Genomic DNA, 17,023 nt, shown 5'->3' with positions numbered 1-17,023 from the left:
CATCGGCCCTGTCGTATCTTGCGATCCAACAGAGGTCATCTTCGGCTCGCAGTACTGTCCGGGACGAATACCCGCTACGCCGCAGGCGCGGCCGACCATCTTCTGAGCAAGCGAGAATCCCTTGTCGCTGTCGGCAACTTCTTTGGCGATACGGAACACCTCGCTGTGCGGCAGGCTCAGCGCTTCGCGGGCTTTGGTGGTCAGCCCGCGACCGATGATCAGCGGGATACGCCACCCGCGCGCACTTCATCCAACAACACGTCGGTTTTCAGCTCAAAGGTCGCCAGCAGTTCGTTGTCGTCATGCCGACGCACCTCACCTTTGTACGGGTAGATATCGATGACGTCGCCCATGTTCAGGTTGGAGACATCGACTTCGACCGGCAGCGCGCCCGCATCTTCCATCGTGTTAAAGAAGATCGGCGCGATTTTACCGCCCAGCACCACACCGCCGCCGCGTTTGTTCGGCACGTAGGGAATGTCGTCGCCCATGAACCACAGCACCGAGTTGGTGGCGGATTTGCGCGAGGATCCGGTCCCCACGACGTCGCCGACATAGGCTAACGGAAATCCTTTTTCGTTCAGGGCGTCGATCTGTTTAATCGGGCCGACTGCGCCCGGCTGATCCGGTTCGATCCCTTCCCGGGCGTTTTTGAGCATCGCCAGCGCATGCAGCGGAATATCCGGACGCGACCAGGCATCCGGCGCAGGCGACAGATCGTCGGTATTGGTTTCGCCGGTCACTTTGAATACGGTGACGGTGATTTTTTCCGCCAGCGCCGGGCGGGAGAGGAACCAGTCCGCATCCGCCCAGGACTGTAGCACCTGCTGCGCATGCGTATTACCCGCTTTGGCTTTCTCTTCCACGTCGTAGAAGTTGTCGAACATCAGCAGCGTGTGCGATAGGGCTTTGGCGGCGATAGGAGCCAGCGCGGCGTTATCCAACGCATTGATCAGGGGATGAATGTTGTAACCGCCCTGCATGGTGCCCAGCAGCTCAACGGCTTTTTCGGGGGAAATCAGTGGGGACGTGGCTTCGCCTGTAGCGATGGCGGCGAGGAAACCGGCCTTGACGTAGGCGGCTTCATCCACCCCCGGCGGCACGCGGTTAACCAGCAGGTCGACCAGAAATTCCTCTTCTCCGGCAGGCGGTTGCTTCAACAAGTCCACCAAGCCCGCCATTTGGGAAGCCTCTAACGGCTTGGGGACGATCCCTTGCGCAGCCCGCTCGGCTACGTGCTTACGATATTCTTCTAGCACGACATTCTCCTCGCTCTCATTATCTTCTTCGTTATGCCCGCGCACGTTGTGCCCATGGTCATCCTCATGCCTGGAGATCGGCCTGTGGAAGCAAGATTTCGCGTGCCCGGCTCAGCGTCGTCAGCCTATCTGGGTGAGATCGCTCGTTATTTCGTTCACATAATAGCAACATTTGGCGTATTTAACCGCGATCGCGGTGGAATTATCGTTGCTTAATCGCTCACTCACTCACGTCAGCAGAATAGCATGGGCGCGCAGAAACGCACCATGCGTTCACGAAAAGGCTAACGAAGATGTGATTTATATCAATGGGTTATATAACGTCCTTGCCGCTGCGCTCTTGGATTGTTAGGGCGTGAGGGCACAGGGCGCATAGCAACGGGTCAGGTCGGATGGAAATGGTGGCGTAAGGCGGTGTGCAACGCCAGGAAAGGAACGGACTGGTGCGACTGTCCGGGGTAAATTTGCAGGGAGACATCCACTTCCGGCGCCCGATTTTCCATAATCATCGCCAACTCACGTACGCCATCGACCATCCTGCGCTGCCGACGATGCTTTCGCAAGATCTCCCGTTGCCCGCTGGGCAATCCCCTCTCCCACGGCTCCAGTGACTGCTCATATTCACCGACGCTCAACATCAGACTCACCGGCGAAAGGGTCGGGTTTTGCAGGTTGAGCGAAGCCGCCTGATGCAAAATATACTCGTCGTTCCACCACACCGAGGGGCTGCAGGCGTAATAATGCTGGAAGCTCTCCCGCGCCCAGAACAGCGTATCTACGGAGAACAATCCGCCGTAGGAGTGCCCGAACAGCGCTTCGCGTTGCAGGTCGATGGGATAGCGGGTCGCGATCATCGGTTTCAATTCAGCGATAAGAAAGCGGCGAAATCCCGCGGCGTCGCCTGCCATTCCGGCTGGATAGTAGCCGCCCTGTGGATTGGGCTCCAACACGCGGTGCGCGACCGCCGGACGGTAATCCTTATCGCGCCGGGAGGTGCCGACATAATCAATCCCCACCACAATCCCCGGTGTAATACCGCAGCGAGGTCGGCTAAGCGATGCCATGACGGAAGCCGCCATAGAGAAATACTTGGCGCCGTCCAGCAGGTAAATCACCGGCCACCCTTCATCCGGGGGACCCGCCCCGCCGTCGGGGCTCCACGTCATCACGCGGTAATGGCCGCGCGCCGCAGACTCAACGATATCGTCCCTGGTATTGAGCAATTGATACACCCTGCCTCCTGTATAACCGACGTCGCGCCCGAACGGGTTCCTTCCCGACAGTCTGCGACCTTGTTGCAGAGCGGATCGGGTAAGTTGTTCCCGCTCGCAACGCCTTAGAAACTGGTGTTAATCCCCATAAAGAAGGTTCTGCCCGGCTCATTGAACGTGGCCGCGCCCGCACCGGCAATGGTGACGACATTGGTAGTCAGGTTCCTTACCGACTGCGCGTTACCCGCACGGAACTGGCGCTTGTCGAACAGGTTATCCACACCGGCGGTCAGACTGACATTCTTATTGAATTGGTACGTTCCGCTCAGACCGACAACCGAATACGGACTGACCTGGGTCAGCTCGGAGCCGCTGACCGCCTCGCCTTTATAGTTATATTTCTTCGGCTTTTGACGCCCATACCAGGTCAAATCGGCCAGTAACGACAGCTTGTCGGTCGCCTGCCAGCTCACGGATGAATTTAGCGTAAACTGCGGCGTGATGGAGAGGTAATCCCCGGTGGTTTTGTTTTCCGAACGCAGCATCCACGTCAGGTTGTTGTTCCAGCTGACGGTGTCCGACACCGGAATATTCAGCGAGCCTTCTAACCCTTCCACCACCGACTTGGGCACGTTTTCCCACTGGAAGACGTAGGTGCTGCCATTGGTGCTCCTCCCAATCGGGGACATACCGGCTTCAATCTTGTTGCGATAATCATTGCGGAAATACGTCAGCCCCGCCTGATAGCCGTCACGGTGAAACTCCAGCCCGATTTCTTTGTTGATGCTGGTTTCTGCCTTTAACTCATCGTTCCCCAACAGATAACAGCCGTTGGTTCCACTGACGTAACAGCCTTGTCCGCGGCTATACAACAGATAGTTCGGGTTGAGCTGGTAGAGGTTAGGTGCTTTGTAGGCGCGAGCGATGCCCAATTTCAGCGTGAAGTCGTCGCCCAGCTCCTGCGAGAGATTAAGGCCGGGACTCCAGTTGCCGCCCGCGATGCTGTGGTGATCAAACCGCAGCGCCGGCGTTAACATGGTGCTGGGCGTCAGCTCGATATTGTCTTCTGCAAATACCGAAGCGATACGCGCCGACATCTTGCCGCTGCGCGTCCCGTTGGCATAACCGTCGATCGTGCCGCCGGACAGCGCCTGCGAGGTCGACGTCGGATCTTTCATTTTTTGCTCCGACCACTCGACGCCCACCGTCGCCGTCTGGCTGAACAGTGCTTCAAACGGAATATTGACCTCGTTGTGCGCGGTCACGGTATCCAGCTTGGTCGTACCGTAGTCGTTGGCGCTGGAGAAAATGCCCTCCGTGCCGCCCGCCAGCCCTTCCGTGATGCGGGTGTTTTGGGTCCGTTCATACTGCACATACGATGTCGTGCTGATGCCGCTATCCCAGTAACCACGATGGGTCATCGCGTAGTTCTGGCGGTACATCCGGTTGGTCTCTTTGCCGTAATTACCGACCACATAACTGTTGCTGTTGGTATTTTGCGTATCGCCAGAGTAAAGATTGCCCTGGCGGCTTGAGCCCACTTCAAACTCCAGCGACTGCTGTGCGGTGATATCCCAGTGCAGCACGCCGTTGATGTCCTTGTTACTCATCCCTTCACGCCCCGCGGGCAACGAACTGGCATAGGCGCCGGTTCTCTCCGACTGGTGACCCTGATTGATGCCCCAGGCATCAGCCTGCGTTTTATTGAAATTACCGTAGAGACGCAGACTGAGGTTATCGGTCAGGCCGCCCATCAGGCTGAAGTCGGTACGCTTGGTCGTCCCTTCCGCCTTATGCACCGGCATATTCATGTAAGCGTTCCAGCTGCCATGCCACTCTTTCGTCGGCGGTTTGGTGATGATATTTACCACGCCGCCCGCCGCGCCATTGCCATAGCGGGCCGCCGCCGGACCGCGCAGCACGTCGATGCGTTCGACCATGTCCGCAGGCACCCAGCCGGTGTCGCCGCGGGTATCGCGCTCGCCACGCCAGCCGTAGCGCACGGCGTTCCGGCTGGACACGGGCTTGCCGTCCACCAGAATCAAGGTGTTTTCCGGCCCCATGCCGCGAATATCAATCTGACGGTTGTTGCCGCGTTGACCGCTGGTCGAGTTTCCTGACAGATTCACCCCTGGCATGGTACGGATCAGCGCCGACAAATCATTCGCCGGCGGCCGTTTCCTGATGTCTTCCGCCGTAATGGTGGAAACACCTGGCGCCTGACGAGTCTGCTCTGCGGCAGTCACAATCATCGTATCCGCATTCTCCGCGCTTTGGCCCTGATCCCTGGTATTGGCGGCTGAAGTCTCGGTGGATGTCGGGGCTTTCGTCGTCGCGATCGGTTCCCTGGTGTTGATCGCAGCCGCCCCTGCGGCGGTGGTTGTGTTCGTCGTTTCGGCTGTCTCAGCCCATGTCAGACCGGACAAGGTGGAGCAGGCCAACCCTATCAACGTCGCCAAACAATGGCGGGGTGGGTATTTGGTCATTTGAATCGCCCTATCTCTTTATTATTTGGAAAAACGGCTGCTGATAGACCGGGGCATTTCCTTCGATCTTCCCTTATGCAATAGAAAGCAACGTTCTGCGCGAAACAAAATGACCGGCGCGAAAGATGGACCGTCAGCAAGAAAGCATCATTGATAATCGTTTGCGTTACCCTTTTGGCGCGATCATTGTTACATTTGTTCTCTGATGCAAGGTTTGCGAAAACGGCAAAATGTTTTGCGTAAACATCGAAATGGCAAAGGATAGCCAGACAAAATGAAGGGAAAACATGGACAATAAAGTACCAGCATCCAAGAATATATTTAAAAATCATATTGTTCAGAGTACGAAATTAATTACCAGGGATTATCGCTTTCTGACGCCGGGCGGTATAGACGATACGCCGCTGTTATTTGGCGAATTCAACGTCACTCAGCTCAACCGCGATTTGATCCTGCACACCGCAGATGTGGTGAACCTGACCAATATGAAAACGCAGACGCTTCTGAACGGCGCGCTCAAGCTGGCGATTGTCGTCAACGGCATCGCGCATGTGACCTATGGCGAGCAGCAGTTGCATCTTGCAACGTCCAGCCCGCATCGCTCATCGCACTCACCGAGCCCACGCGATTCAGCCGCCACGGCAAACGTAATGAACATGAGCGAACGGTATCGCTGACCTTCAGTCAGGAGTGGTTGTACGGTAATTTGATGGACAGCGTCAGCGATTGGCAGGCCATTTACGACTTCTCGCAAACCCACCTCGCCACCCACCTGTGGATACCGTCCCGGCAAGCGCAGACCATCGCCTGGCAGATCCTTAATTCGCCAGGCTGTAGCACCCCGTTGCAGCGGCTGTATCTGGAAAGTCAGTGCATGTTGCTAATTATCGAAGCCCTCAGCTCTCTGACCGCCCAAAGTCAGACCAGGCACCGAGACGGCATTGACCTGCGCAACCACCACCGCATTCAGCAAGTCCGCGACATGCTGGAAAGCGGCGAGGCGGATCAGCTCTCGATGGATGACATCGCCAAGCGCGTCAACATGAGCGCCAGCACGCTCCAGCGTCATTTCCGCCACACCTTCCACGTCACCGTTTTCGAATACCTGCGCACCTGCCGACTACGGCGCGCCATGCTGGCATTGCAACGCGACGGCATTCCTATCTCACAGGCGGCCAGCCTCGCTGGCTACAACAGCTCGGCCAACTTCACCACCGCCTTGCGCCGCACTTTCGGCGTGACGCCGGGGCAAATCAAAGAGCGATTTTGAGAAAAAAGCGCCGTCAGCATATAGCAAAGCTACCTAGCTTATGGCGCTTGGTTATACGACGACAGCCCGTCGCCACGGTAAATTAACCCCCTGTTTTCATCTCGATGGCTTGCTGTTTTATGACCCTTCCATCTTCGGATATCACGTCAGCATTAGCTGAACTCGTCGTCACCAGTACGCCGCCCGACGACGCCCTCCATGCGGCGCGTCGCGGGGTGCTCGATTTCGTCGCTTCGGCGTTGCCCGTCACACAAGGGGCGGTCGCCGACGCGGGACTCATCGCCCTGAAACAGGTGTTCAGCGGTGACGACAGCCTATCGCGCAGTCTGAGGCTCGGCTACGCCGGACATGCATTGGACTTCGATGACTTCCACCCGGCGTTTCGCGGCCATCCCAGCACGGTGATCCTGCCTGCGCTTTTCGCACTGGCGGCGGAAATCCCCACCGTAACGGAGATGGATTTCCTCAGCGCGTATGTCATCGGCGTCGAAGTGGCGGGCCGCGGCGGTCTGGCCTCGGGCCCCCGTCACTATGCACAGGGATTTCATAACACAGCGACGCTGGGAACACTGGCCGCCGCAGCTGCCGCCTCGCGACTGGCGAACGCCAGCGTGGCGCAAACCCAAAATAGTCTGGGCCTCGCCGCGACGCAGGCCGCCGGGCTGCGAGCGCAATTCGGGAGCGACGCCAAACCGCTGCATGCCGGACTGGCGGCCCGCGCTGGTCTTACCGCCGTGAAGCTGGCATTAGCTGGATTCGCAGGCCGTCCACGACAGGTTCTGGAAGCCTTTCTCGCCACCCACGGCGAAGGCCAGCAGCAGCCGGAACGCTGGACCGCTGACTGGGGGCAACAGTGGCGAATCCTCTCCCCCGGTCTGGAGTTCAAACGCTTTGCCACCTGTAGCGGAACCCACAGCGCGGCAGACGCTGCGCTGATACTCAGAGCGCAGTGGATTGCGCGCTATTCGGACAGCAACCGTTCGCTGATTGAGGATATCGACCATATCACCGTCCGCTTTCCTCCCGGAGGCGATACCGCTCCGTTCATCCGGCATGCAGCAACCGGCGTAGAAGCACGCTTCAGCCTCGAATATGTAATTGCGACCGCGCTGGTGGACGGCTCGCAGTCGCTAACGCGCTTCGGCCCCGAACCGGTTGATCCCGTTATTTCCGCGCTGGCGGACCGGGTGACGCGCCGTGCGGACCCCAACGCGCCGCCGGACGAGCTGAATCCTGAGGCGCGTTTTCACGAGGTCACGCTTTATTTGCGCGACGGGGAGCAACTGACAGCCCGAGTCACCCGGCAGGACACCCTTGCGTATCCGGCGGACCTTGGCGAAAAACTCCGGCAAAATCTCGCGACGCTGCCCCAGCGAGACAGTGAGCTCGTGCTCGAACACTGCCGACTGCAACGCTCAGGCGACCTGCATGCGCTATTACCGCTGCTGCTAAATTAATAATGCCCGAGCGCGGCCTTTTCCTGCCGCTCGGCAATCGTGAGACAAAAAAAATCCGGCGGCACAAATGCCCCGGATTTTTTGTCTTGTCGTGGTACGCAGGCGCTTATTTTTGCCTGTGCATCCTCGTCGTCAGCTTATTTTTTCTTCGCTTTCGGGTTCGGCAAGTCGGTGATGCTGCTTCGTACACTTCCGCCGCCAGCCCAATAGATTCGTGCAGCGTCGGGTGAGCATGGATCGTCAACGCGATATCTTCCGCGTCGCAGCCCATTTCGATAGCCAGACCGATTTCACCCAGCAGTTCGCCGCCGTTAGTCCCGACGATCGCCCCACCGATGATGCGATGGCTTTCTTTTTCGAAGATCAGCTTGGTCATGCCGTCCGCACAGTCGGAAGCGATGGCACGGCCTGATGCCGCCCAAGGGAAGATCGCGGTTTCGTAGCTGATACCCTTCTCTTTCGCTTCTTTCTCTGTCAGACCCACCCACGCCACTTCCGGTTCGGTATAGGCGATGGACGGGATCACTTTCGGATCGAAGTAATGCTTCTTACCGGCGATGACTTCTGCGGCGACGTGACCTTCATGTACGCCTTTGTGCGCCAGCATCGGCTGACCGACGATATCGCCGATGGCGTAGATGTGCGGCACGTTGGTGCGCATCTGTTTGTCGACGTGGATAAAGCCGCGATCGTCAACTTCAACCCCAGCCTGACCCGCATCCAGCAGTTTGCCGTTCGGCAGACGACCGATAGCGACCAGCACCGCATCATAGCGCTGAGGTTCTGCCGGTGCGTTTTTACCTTCCATCGTGACGTAGATGCCGTCTTCTTTGGCTTCTACCGCGGTCACTTTGGTTTCCAGCATCATGCCGAACTTCTTGCTGATGCGCTTGGTGAAGGTTTTTACGACATCTTTATCGGCGGCCGGGATCACCTGATCGAACATTTCAACGACGTCGATCTTGGAACCTAACGCGTGGTAGACGGTCCCCATTTCCAGACCGATGATACCGCCGCCCATGATCAGCATGCGTTCCGGTACGGTTTTCAGCTCCAGCGCATCGGTGGAGTCCCATACGCGCGGATCTTCATGCGGAATAAACGGCAGCTGGATCGGACGGGAGCCCGCAGCGATGATCGCATTGTCGAAGTTGATGGTGGTGTTGCCACCTTCGCCTTCAACAACCAGCGTGTTCGCGCCGGTGAATTTGCCCAGACCGTTCACCACTTTGACTTTACGGCCTTTCGCCATACCCGCCAAACCGCCGGTCAGCTGGTTGATGACTTTTTCTTTCCAGGAGCGAATTTTGTCGATGTCGGTCTGAGGTTCGCCGAACACGATACCGTGCGTAGCAAGCGCCTTAGCTTCTTCGATGACTTTCGCAACGTGCAGTAAAGCTTTGGAAGGGATACATCCGACGTTGAGGCAAACCCCGCCCAACGTGGAATAGCGTTCTACCAGTACGGTGTCCAGACCTAAGTCCGCGCAACGGAACGCCGCAGAATAACCTGCAGGGCCCGCGCCAAGCACCACCACCTGGGCTTTAATTTCAGTACTCATCATGACCTCTTGTTTTGTTTGTCCGGCGGTCAGACGTGGTTGTTATGGATCAGTACGCCCGTCATCCACCGGGACGCCCCACACTGACATTGAGTTTACAGAGTTGTTAACGCTCTGCAAGGCGAGCCAGGGGGATCTGCGTCTCAAACATGCCGCGGTGAGCAGTTGCCGCCACGGCATCGACGTTAGCCAAAAGACCGGCCCGCAGGCCGGTCCCAGCAGTTACATCACCAGACGACGAATATCAGACATCACGTTGTTGATGAAGCTGATGAAACGCGCGCCGTCCGCACCGTCGATAACACGGTGGTCGAATGACAGAGACAATGGCAACATCAGGCGCGGCGCGAACTCTTTGCCGTTCCAGACCGGCTTGGTCGCCGATTTGGAGACGCCAAGGATAGCCACTTCCGGTGCGTTGACGATCGGCGTGAACGCCGTGGTGCCAAGACCGCCCAGGCTGGAAATGGTGAAGCATCCGCCCTGCATGTCGGAAGCCGTCAGTTTGCCTGCGCGAGCTTTTTTGGAGATTTCCATCAGCTCGCGAGACAGTTCCACGATGCCTTTCTTGTTCACATCACGGAACACCGGCACAACCAGACCGTTCGGCGTATCCACCGCGACACCGACGTTGACGTATTTTTTCAGCGTCAGACGCTGACCGTCTTCGGACAGGGAGCTGTTGAAACGCGGGAACTCTTCCAGCGCTTTCGCGACGGCTTTCATGATGAACACGACAGGCGTGATCTTCACGTCCAGTTTCTTCTTCTCAGCTTCCACGTTCTGCTGTTTACGGAACGCTTCGACTTCGGTGATATCCGCTTCGTCGAACTGCGTCACGTGCGGGATCATCACCCAGTTGCGATGCAGGTTGGCGCCGGAGATCTTCTGAATACGACCCAGTTCCACTTCTTCGACTTCGCCGAATTTGCTGAAGTCGACTTTCGGCCAAGGCAGCAGACCCGGCAGAGAGCCGCCCGCAGCACCCGCCGCCGGAGCGGATTCAGCGCGTTTCACCGCATCTTTCACATAAGCCTGTACGTCTTCGCGCAGGATACGGCCTTTACGACCTGTTCCCTTCACCTTCGCCAGATTGACGCCGAACTCGCGCGCCAGACGACGGATGACCGGCGTCGCATGCACGTAGGCATCGTTCTCAGCGAACTCGCTTTTCGCACTGGCGGCCGGAGCAGCGGCTGGCGCGGCTTTGGCCGGTGCGGCAGCCGTCGTTTCGGATTTCGCAGCCGGAGCAGGTGCAGCAGCCGGGGCGGCGCCTTCGACTTCAAATACCATGATCAGAGAGCCGGTTTTCACCTTGTCGCCAACAGCGATCTTGATCTCTTTGACCGTACCCGCGAACGGCGCCGGAACTTCCATGGAAGCCTTGTCGCCTTCCACGGTGATCACCGACTGTTCTGCCGTGACTTTGTCGCCGACGCTGACCATCACTTCGGTGACTTCAACTTCGTCGCCGCCGATATCCGGGACGTTGACGTCTTTCGCGGCAGAACCGGTGCTGGCGGCGGCAGCCGGAGCTGCGGCCGGCTGGCTTGCCTGAGCGGCTGGCGCAGCGCCTGCCACTTCAAACACCATGATCAGAGAGCCGGTTTTCACCTTGTCGCCCGTGGCGATCTTGATTTCTTTGACCACACCCGCGAACGGCGCCGGGACTTCCATAGAGGCTTTGTCGCCTTCTACGGTGATCAGAGACTGTTCGGCTTCCACGCTGTCGCCGACGTTTACCATCACTTCGGTGACTTCGACTTCATCGCCGCCGATGTCCGGCACTTCAACGTCTTTCACTGCGCTGGCGGCGGCCGGAGCCGCTTCCGGCTGTGCTGCTGCCGGGGCCGGCGCTTCTGCCGCGCTGTCTGCCGAATCAAAGACCATGATCAGAGAACCGGTGGAGACTTTGTCGCCGACGGCAATCTTGATTTCTTTCACCACGCCCGCCTGAGGGGAAGGCACTTCCATGGAGGCCTTATCGCCTTCCACCGTAATCAGCGACTGTTCTGCTTCAACAGTGTCGCCGACTTTCACCATTACTTCGGTGATTTCAACTTCGTCCGAACCGATATCCGGAACATTGATTTCGATAGCCATGTAATCTTGCCCTCTTATGCCAGACGCGGGTTAACTTTCTCAGGGTCGATGTTGAATTTCTTGATGGCTTCAGCCACTACAGAAGCTTCAACTTCGCCGCGTTTAGCCAGCTCGCCCAATGCGGCTACAACCACGTAAGACGCATCCACTTCGAAGTGGTGACGCAGGTTCTCACGGCTGTCGGAGCGACCGAAGCCGTCCGTACCCAGAACGCGGTAGTCGCTAGCCGGGATGTAAGTACGTACCTGCTCGGCGAACAGCTTCATGTAGTCGGTCGAAGCCACGGCTGGCGCTTCGCTCATCACCTGAGCGATGTACGGTACGCGCGGCGTTTCGGCCGGGTGCAGCATGTTCCAACGTTCGCAGTCCTGGCCGTCGCGAGCCAGTTCGGTGAAGGAAGTCACGCTGTAGACGTCGGAACCGATGCCGTAGTCCTTGGACAGGATCACAGCGGCTTCGCGGACATGGCGCAGGATGGAGCCGGAGCCCAGCAGCTGTACCTTGCCTTTGCTGCCTTCTACCGTTTCCAGCTTGTAGATACCTTTGCGGATGCCGTCTTCGGCGCCCTGCGGCATAGCTGGCATGTGATAGTTTTCGTTCAGCGTCGTGATGTAATAATAAACGTTCTCTTGCGCTTCGCCGTACATACGATGCAGACCGTCATGCATGATGACAGCGACTTCGTAGGCGAACGCCGGATCGTAGGAGATACAGTTCGGGATAGTCAGAGACTGAATGTGGCTGTGGCCATCTTCGTGCTGCAAACCTTCGCCGTTCAGCGTCGTACGACCAGAGGTACCGCCGATCAGGAAGCCGCGCGCCTGCTGGTCGCCGGCAGCCCAGCACAGGTCGCCGATACGCTGGAACCCGAACATGGAGTAGTAGATATAGAACGGAATCATCGGCAGGTCGTTAGTGCTGTATGACGTTGCCGCCGCCAGCCAGGATGCGCCAGCGCCCAGTTCGTTGATCCCTTCCTGCAGAATCTGACCTTTCTCGTCTTCTTTGTAGTACGCCACCTGCTCACGGTCCTGCGGGGTGTACTGCTGGCCGTTCGGGCTGTAGATACCAATCTGACGGAACAGACCTTCCATACCGAAGGTACGTGCTTCATCCGCGATGATCGGCACCAGACGATCTTTGATCGACTTGTTCTTCAGCATCACGTTCAGGGCACGAACGAAAGCGATGGTGGTGGAGATCTCTTTGTTCTGCTCTTCCAGCAGGGGACCGAAGTCTTCCAGCGTCGGCAGATCCAGAGAACCGCTGAAATTAGGCTGACGGGACGGCACGTAGCCTTCCAGCGCCTGACGACGTTCGTGCAGATATTTATGCTCTTCGGAATCTTTATCGAAGGTCAGCAGAGGCAGTTTTTCCAGCTCTTCGTCTTTGACCGGCACATTGAAACGGTCGCGGAAGTAGCGAACGCCTTCCATGTTGATCTTCTTGACCTGGTGAGCGATGTTCTTGCCTTCGGCCGCATCACCCATACCGTAACCCTTGATGGTATGCGCCAGAATAACGATCGGTTTACCCTTGGTGTCCTGCGCTTTTTTCAGCGCTGCATAGACTTTCTTCGGATCGTGGCCGCCGCGGTTCAGTGCCAGATTTCATCGTCAGTCCAGTCTTTGACCAGCGCTGCGGTTTCCGGATACTTACCGAAGAAGTGCTCACGCACGTAGGCGCCGTTTTTCGATTTGAAGGTCTGGTAGTCGCCATCCACGGTTTCATTCATCAGCTGAATCAGCTTACCGCTGGTGTCTTTACGCAGCAGTTCATCCCAACGACCGCCCCAGATGACCTTGATCACTTCCCAGCCAGCGCCGCCGAACACGCCTTCCAGCTCGTTGATGATCTTGCCGTTACCGGTAACCGGACCGTCCAGACGCTGCAGGTTGCAGTTGATGACGAAGACCAGGTTGTCCAGTTTTTCACGGGTGGCGATGGTGATGGCGCCTTTGGATTCCGGCTCATCCATCTCGCCGTCGCCCAGGAAGGCGTAGACGGTCTGTTTAGAGGTATCTTTCAGACCACGGTGTTCCAGGTACTTCAGGAACTTGGCCTGATAAATCGCACCGATAGGACCCAGACCCATAGAAACGGTCGGGAACTGCCAGAATTCAGGCATCAGTTTCGGGTGCGGGTAGGAAGACAGGCCATGGCCGTGTACTTCCTGACGGAAATTGTTCATCTGCTCTTCGGTCAGACGACCTTCGACAAATGCGCGAGCGTAAACGCCCGGGGAGATGTGTCCCTGGAAGTAAACCAGATCGCCGCCGTCCTGCGCGTTGCGTGCGCGGAAGAAGTGGTTGAAACACACTTCGTAGAAGGTGGCGGAGGACTGATAGGACGCCATGTGGCCGCCCAGTTCCAAATCTTTCTTAGAAGCGCGCAGTACGGTCATGACCGCATTCCAACGGATCGTTGAACGAATACGGCGCTCCAGATCAAGGTTGCCCGGATAGGCAGGTTCGTCTTCAACGGCGATGCTGTTGATGTAACTGCTGCTTGCGCTGCCGGCAGCGGTTTTCACGCCGCCTTTACGTGCTTCGCTCAGAACCTGATCAATCAGGAACTGCGCGCGCTCAACACCTTCTTCACGGATAACCGATTCGATCGCCTGCAGCCAGTCACGCGTTTCGATCGGATCCACGTCATTGTTCAAACGTTCTGACATGGTCTATTCCTTATCTGTTTCTAATTCAGTTGATTTGTCTGGAGCCTGTCTTCATACACTCTGCGCCCATAGGGTTAAAAGCGCAGGAAGACAGGCTCATCGTCTCGTATTTCGCAAACGGCGCCTCGGTGAAAGCACCTAGTCCTTGCGTTGCTGGAGCCGACGCAATGAGCGTTCTCGCCGGCTGTGTTCCCGGTTCAGTTCCAGCAATATTTCCTCTATAAACGCCAGATGACGGTGTGAAGCTTCGCGCGCCTGCTCCGGCTCACGAGCGACTATCGCCTCAAAAATTCTGGCGCGATGACTACTCACCTTGGCCAACACTTCGCGACTCAGGTAGAGCAATTCGAAATTCTGTCTTACGTTCTGTTCCAGCATAGGCCCCATGCATCGCAAGAGGTGCAGCAGGACCACGTTATGCGTCGCTTCCGTTACCGCGACCTGATAGTGCATAACGGCTTCCGCTTCCGCGTCTAAATCGCCGGAATCGCGCGCCTGTTCGATCAAAAGATGGCATTCCCGAATGCGTTGCAAATCGGATTCAGTGCCGCGTAGCGCCGCGTAATACGCTGCGATGCCTTCCAATGCATGACGGGTTTCAAGAAGATCAAACTGTGATTCAGGATGATTGCTGAGCAGCTCAGCCAGCGGGTCGCTGACGCTCTGCCACAAATTGGTCTGGACAAACGTGCCGCCGCCCTGACGACGTAGCAACAGCCCTTTCCCTTCGAGCCGTTGAATGGCCTCTCTGAGAGAAGGACGTGATACCTCAAACTGTTTGGCGAGCTCACGTTCCGGAGGAAGTTTTTCACCGGGCCGCAAAGTCCCTTCGAGGATCAGAAACTCCAGTTGCTGTTCAATCACATCTGATAGTTTGGGCTGACGGATCTTGCTGTATGCCATGGCGAAATTGTCTCGGCGAAAAGCGCGGAGTTAATTGGTAATACCAATTTAAAAAACGTGGCGTCAAAGTAACAAAGTATTCACCTTCTGTCTATATGATTACTATGACAATTGCCCTATCGCTATAGTTTTTAACAACAAGTCCAAACCAATGAGTAATTACGCTAATAGGTAATTGGTATTACCAATATTTCTCACGCCGTTGTTGCAACTTTTCATGAACAAAACTCTAGCAGCTGAAACGATTAAATCCTCTGCAATGGAATAAAAACCGCATTTATTGCATAATAATTCACAATGACAGCAACGTTGAACTATTCGCATTCAAATTAAATGTTAAGCATTACATGACAATTACAGGATGGAACCCGCGGTAGGTATCGAAAAGGTAACGGGGAGTTTTAGGTTTGGCTTTAGGCCACACAACGAATAAATCAGTGCAATTATCGACGCTTATCACTATTCTCTGACCAACGGTAGTAGGAAGGTTATTTTCCTCTCTCCGCAGTCGTAAACTTAAAACAACACCAATGTAAAGCTGCCAACATTTTTGGCGGTGCTCTCAAGACTTTCATTTAGATAGGCAGAAGGTAAAGCCATGCAAAATCAACAAGACGGAACGCTAAAGCGTGGATTAAAAAACCGTCATATACAGTTGATTGCTCTCGGCGGTGCAGTGGGAACGGGACTGTTTCTCGGTATCGCGCAGACAATCAAAATGGCAGGACCTTCAGTTCTGCTGGGCTACGCTATCGGCGGTATTATCGCGTTTTTCATCATGCGTCAGCTGGGAGAGATGTCGGTCGAGGAACCTGTAGCAGGCTCCTTCAGTCACTTCGCTTACAAATATTGGGGTAACTTTGCCGGGTTCGCCTCAGGTTGGAACTATTGGGTGCTGTACGTTCTCGTGGCGATGGCTGAGCTCAGCGCCGTCGGCATTTACGTTCAGTATTGGTGGCCAACTATCCCGACGTGGGTTTCCGCCGCCGTCTTCTTCATGGTCATCAACGCCATCAACCTCGCCAATGTGAAGATTTACGGGGAAATGGAGTTCTGGTTCGCCTTGATTAAGGTGAGCGCCATTATCGGCATGATCGCTTTCGGCGGCTGGCTGTTGTTCAGCGGACATGGCGGCCCCGAAGCCACGGTAACCAATCTCTGGAATCAGGGCGGCTTCTTCCCGAACGGGATCATGGGTCTGGTCATGGCGATGGCGGTTATCATGTTCTCTTTTGGCGGCCTGGAGCTTGTCGGCATCACCGCCGCAGAAGCGGACGATCCTGAAAAAAGCATTCCTCGCGCCACCAATCAGGTAATCTACCGCATCCTGATTTTCTACATCGGCTCCCTGACGATTCTGCTGTCACTGTATCCGTGGGGCAAAGTTGTAGAAGGCGGCAGCCTTTCGTGATGATTTTCCATGAGCTGAACAGCGATGTCGTCGCCACTATCCTGAACATTGTCGTACTGACGGCGGCGCTTTCTGTCTACAACAGCTGCGTGTATTGCAACAGCCGCATGCTGTATGGCCTGTCTAAGCAAGGTAATGGCCCCAAAGCGCTGAGCACGGTGGATGCGCGTGGCGTACCTGTCGTTGCTATCGCGATTTCTGCGCTGGCAACCGCTTTTTGCGTCCTAATCAACTATCTCATTCCCGGGAAAGCGCTGGAACTGCTGATGGCGCTGGTCGTCTCAGCTCTGGTCATCAACTGGGCCATGATTAGCCTGGCGCACATGAAATTCCGCCAGCATAAAGATCGTGAAGGCGTCAAAACCAAGTTTAGGGCGTTGCTGTATCCTTACGGCAACTACCTGTGCCTACTGTTCATGGCAGGAATTCTGGTAATTATGGCCCTGACGCCGGGGATTCGTATTTCCGTCATCCTGATCCCTATCTGGTTAGCGGTACTGGGATGCGGTTACTGGCTTAAGCAGCGTCAGCAGTCTAAATAACGTTTTCGTGACGCCGATGCCGCCAGCGCCAAGGGCGGCATCAATCCAGGAATAGCGTAGCTAACCGACGTCGCTCGCTTGGTCTCCATCCTCTAAACCCCCTCAATTTCCTTTCAGCTTTCCACTCTTCGAATCCTAAAGAG

Annotated in this window: 5 protein-coding genes and 5 pseudogenes; 3 read left to right on the top strand and 7 right to left on the bottom strand. The window is 56.3% G+C overall.

The features are described from left to right. From AU509_RS17205 to AU509_RS17195, 3 genes and pseudogenes are all read right to left on the bottom strand, one after another. Nucleotides 1-1,259 (bottom strand): annotated as a pseudogene (locus tag AU509_RS17205) (bifunctional aconitate hydratase 2/2-methylisocitrate dehydratase); the annotation flags it as partial. Between the two features lie 383 nt (nucleotides 1,260-1,642). After that, on the bottom strand, nucleotides 1,643-2,491 hold the full coding sequence (locus tag AU509_RS17200) for an alpha/beta hydrolase (protein ID WP_094118885.1): 849 nt from the start codon (nucleotides 2,489-2,491) through the stop codon (nucleotides 1,643-1,645). A gap of 104 nt (nucleotides 2,492-2,595) precedes the next feature. Continuing rightward, nucleotides 2,596-4,956, bottom strand: coding sequence for a TonB-dependent siderophore receptor (locus tag AU509_RS17195; protein WP_094118884.1), 2,361 nt, complete (start codon nucleotides 4,954-4,956; stop codon nucleotides 2,596-2,598). Nucleotides 4,957-5,243: 287 nt separating this feature from the next. On the opposite strand from AU509_RS17195, the pseudogene AU509_RS17190 reads away from it, so the two are divergent. Beyond that, a pseudogene (locus AU509_RS17190) lies at nucleotides 5,244-6,226 on the top strand (helix-turn-helix transcriptional regulator). A gap of 119 nt (nucleotides 6,227-6,345) precedes the next feature. After that, nucleotides 6,346-7,683, top strand: coding sequence for an MmgE/PrpD family protein (locus AU509_RS17185; protein ID WP_094118883.1), 1,338 nt, complete (start codon nucleotides 6,346-6,348; stop codon nucleotides 7,681-7,683). A gap of 137 nt (nucleotides 7,684-7,820) precedes the next feature. Here AU509_RS17185 and lpdA read toward each other — a convergent pair. The 4 genes and pseudogenes from lpdA to pdhR all read right to left on the bottom strand — a co-directional run bounded on the left by lpdA (nucleotide 7,821) and on the right by pdhR (nucleotide 14,927). Further along, nucleotides 7,821-9,244, bottom strand: a pseudogene (gene lpdA / locus AU509_RS17180) (dihydrolipoyl dehydrogenase). 222 nt (nucleotides 9,245-9,466) lie between these two features. After that, a complete protein-coding gene (aceF, locus tag AU509_RS17175) occupies nucleotides 9,467-11,347 on the bottom strand; it encodes a pyruvate dehydrogenase complex dihydrolipoyllysine-residue acetyltransferase (RefSeq protein WP_094118882.1) in 1,881 nt (626 codons plus the stop codon). Nucleotides 11,348-11,361: 14 nt separating this feature from the next. Next, nucleotides 11,362-14,024 (bottom strand): annotated as a pseudogene (gene aceE, locus AU509_RS17170) (pyruvate dehydrogenase (acetyl-transferring), homodimeric type). 138 nt (nucleotides 14,025-14,162) lie between these two features. Beyond that, nucleotides 14,163-14,927: a pyruvate dehydrogenase complex transcriptional repressor PdhR gene (gene pdhR, locus AU509_RS17165; RefSeq protein ID WP_085652941.1), complete on the bottom strand. Its 765-nt coding sequence runs from the start codon at nucleotides 14,925-14,927 to the stop codon at nucleotides 14,163-14,165. Between the two features lie 598 nt (nucleotides 14,928-15,525). On the opposite strand from pdhR, the pseudogene AU509_RS17160 reads away from it, so the two are divergent. Beyond that, nucleotides 15,526-16,880 (top strand): annotated as a pseudogene (locus AU509_RS17160) (amino acid permease). Nucleotides 16,881-17,023 lie beyond the last annotated feature (143 nt).

It is taken from the genome of Lonsdalea britannica, from assembly GCF_002111595.1.
Lineage (GTDB): Bacteria > Pseudomonadota > Gammaproteobacteria > Enterobacterales > Enterobacteriaceae > Lonsdalea > Lonsdalea britannica.
The sequence above is the reverse complement of the archived record's forward strand: the minus strand, read 5'-3'. Positions and strand labels throughout refer to the sequence as shown.

Excerpts from the sequence above, each read along its gene's own strand:
- AU509_RS17195 (WP_094118884.1), bottom strand. The coding sequence starts at position 4,956 with ATGACCAAATACCCACCCCGCCATTGTTTGGCGACGTTGATAGGGTTG.
- AU509_RS17185 (WP_094118883.1), top strand. The coding sequence starts at position 6,346 with ATGACCCTTCCATCTTCGGATATCACGTCAGCATTAGCTGAACTCGTC.
- aceF (WP_094118882.1), bottom strand. The coding sequence starts at position 11,347 with ATGGCTATCGAAATCAATGTTCCGGATATCGGTTCGGACGAAGTTGAA.
- pdhR (WP_085652941.1), bottom strand. The coding sequence starts at position 14,927 with ATGGCATACAGCAAGATCCGTCAGCCCAAACTATCAGATGTGATTGAA.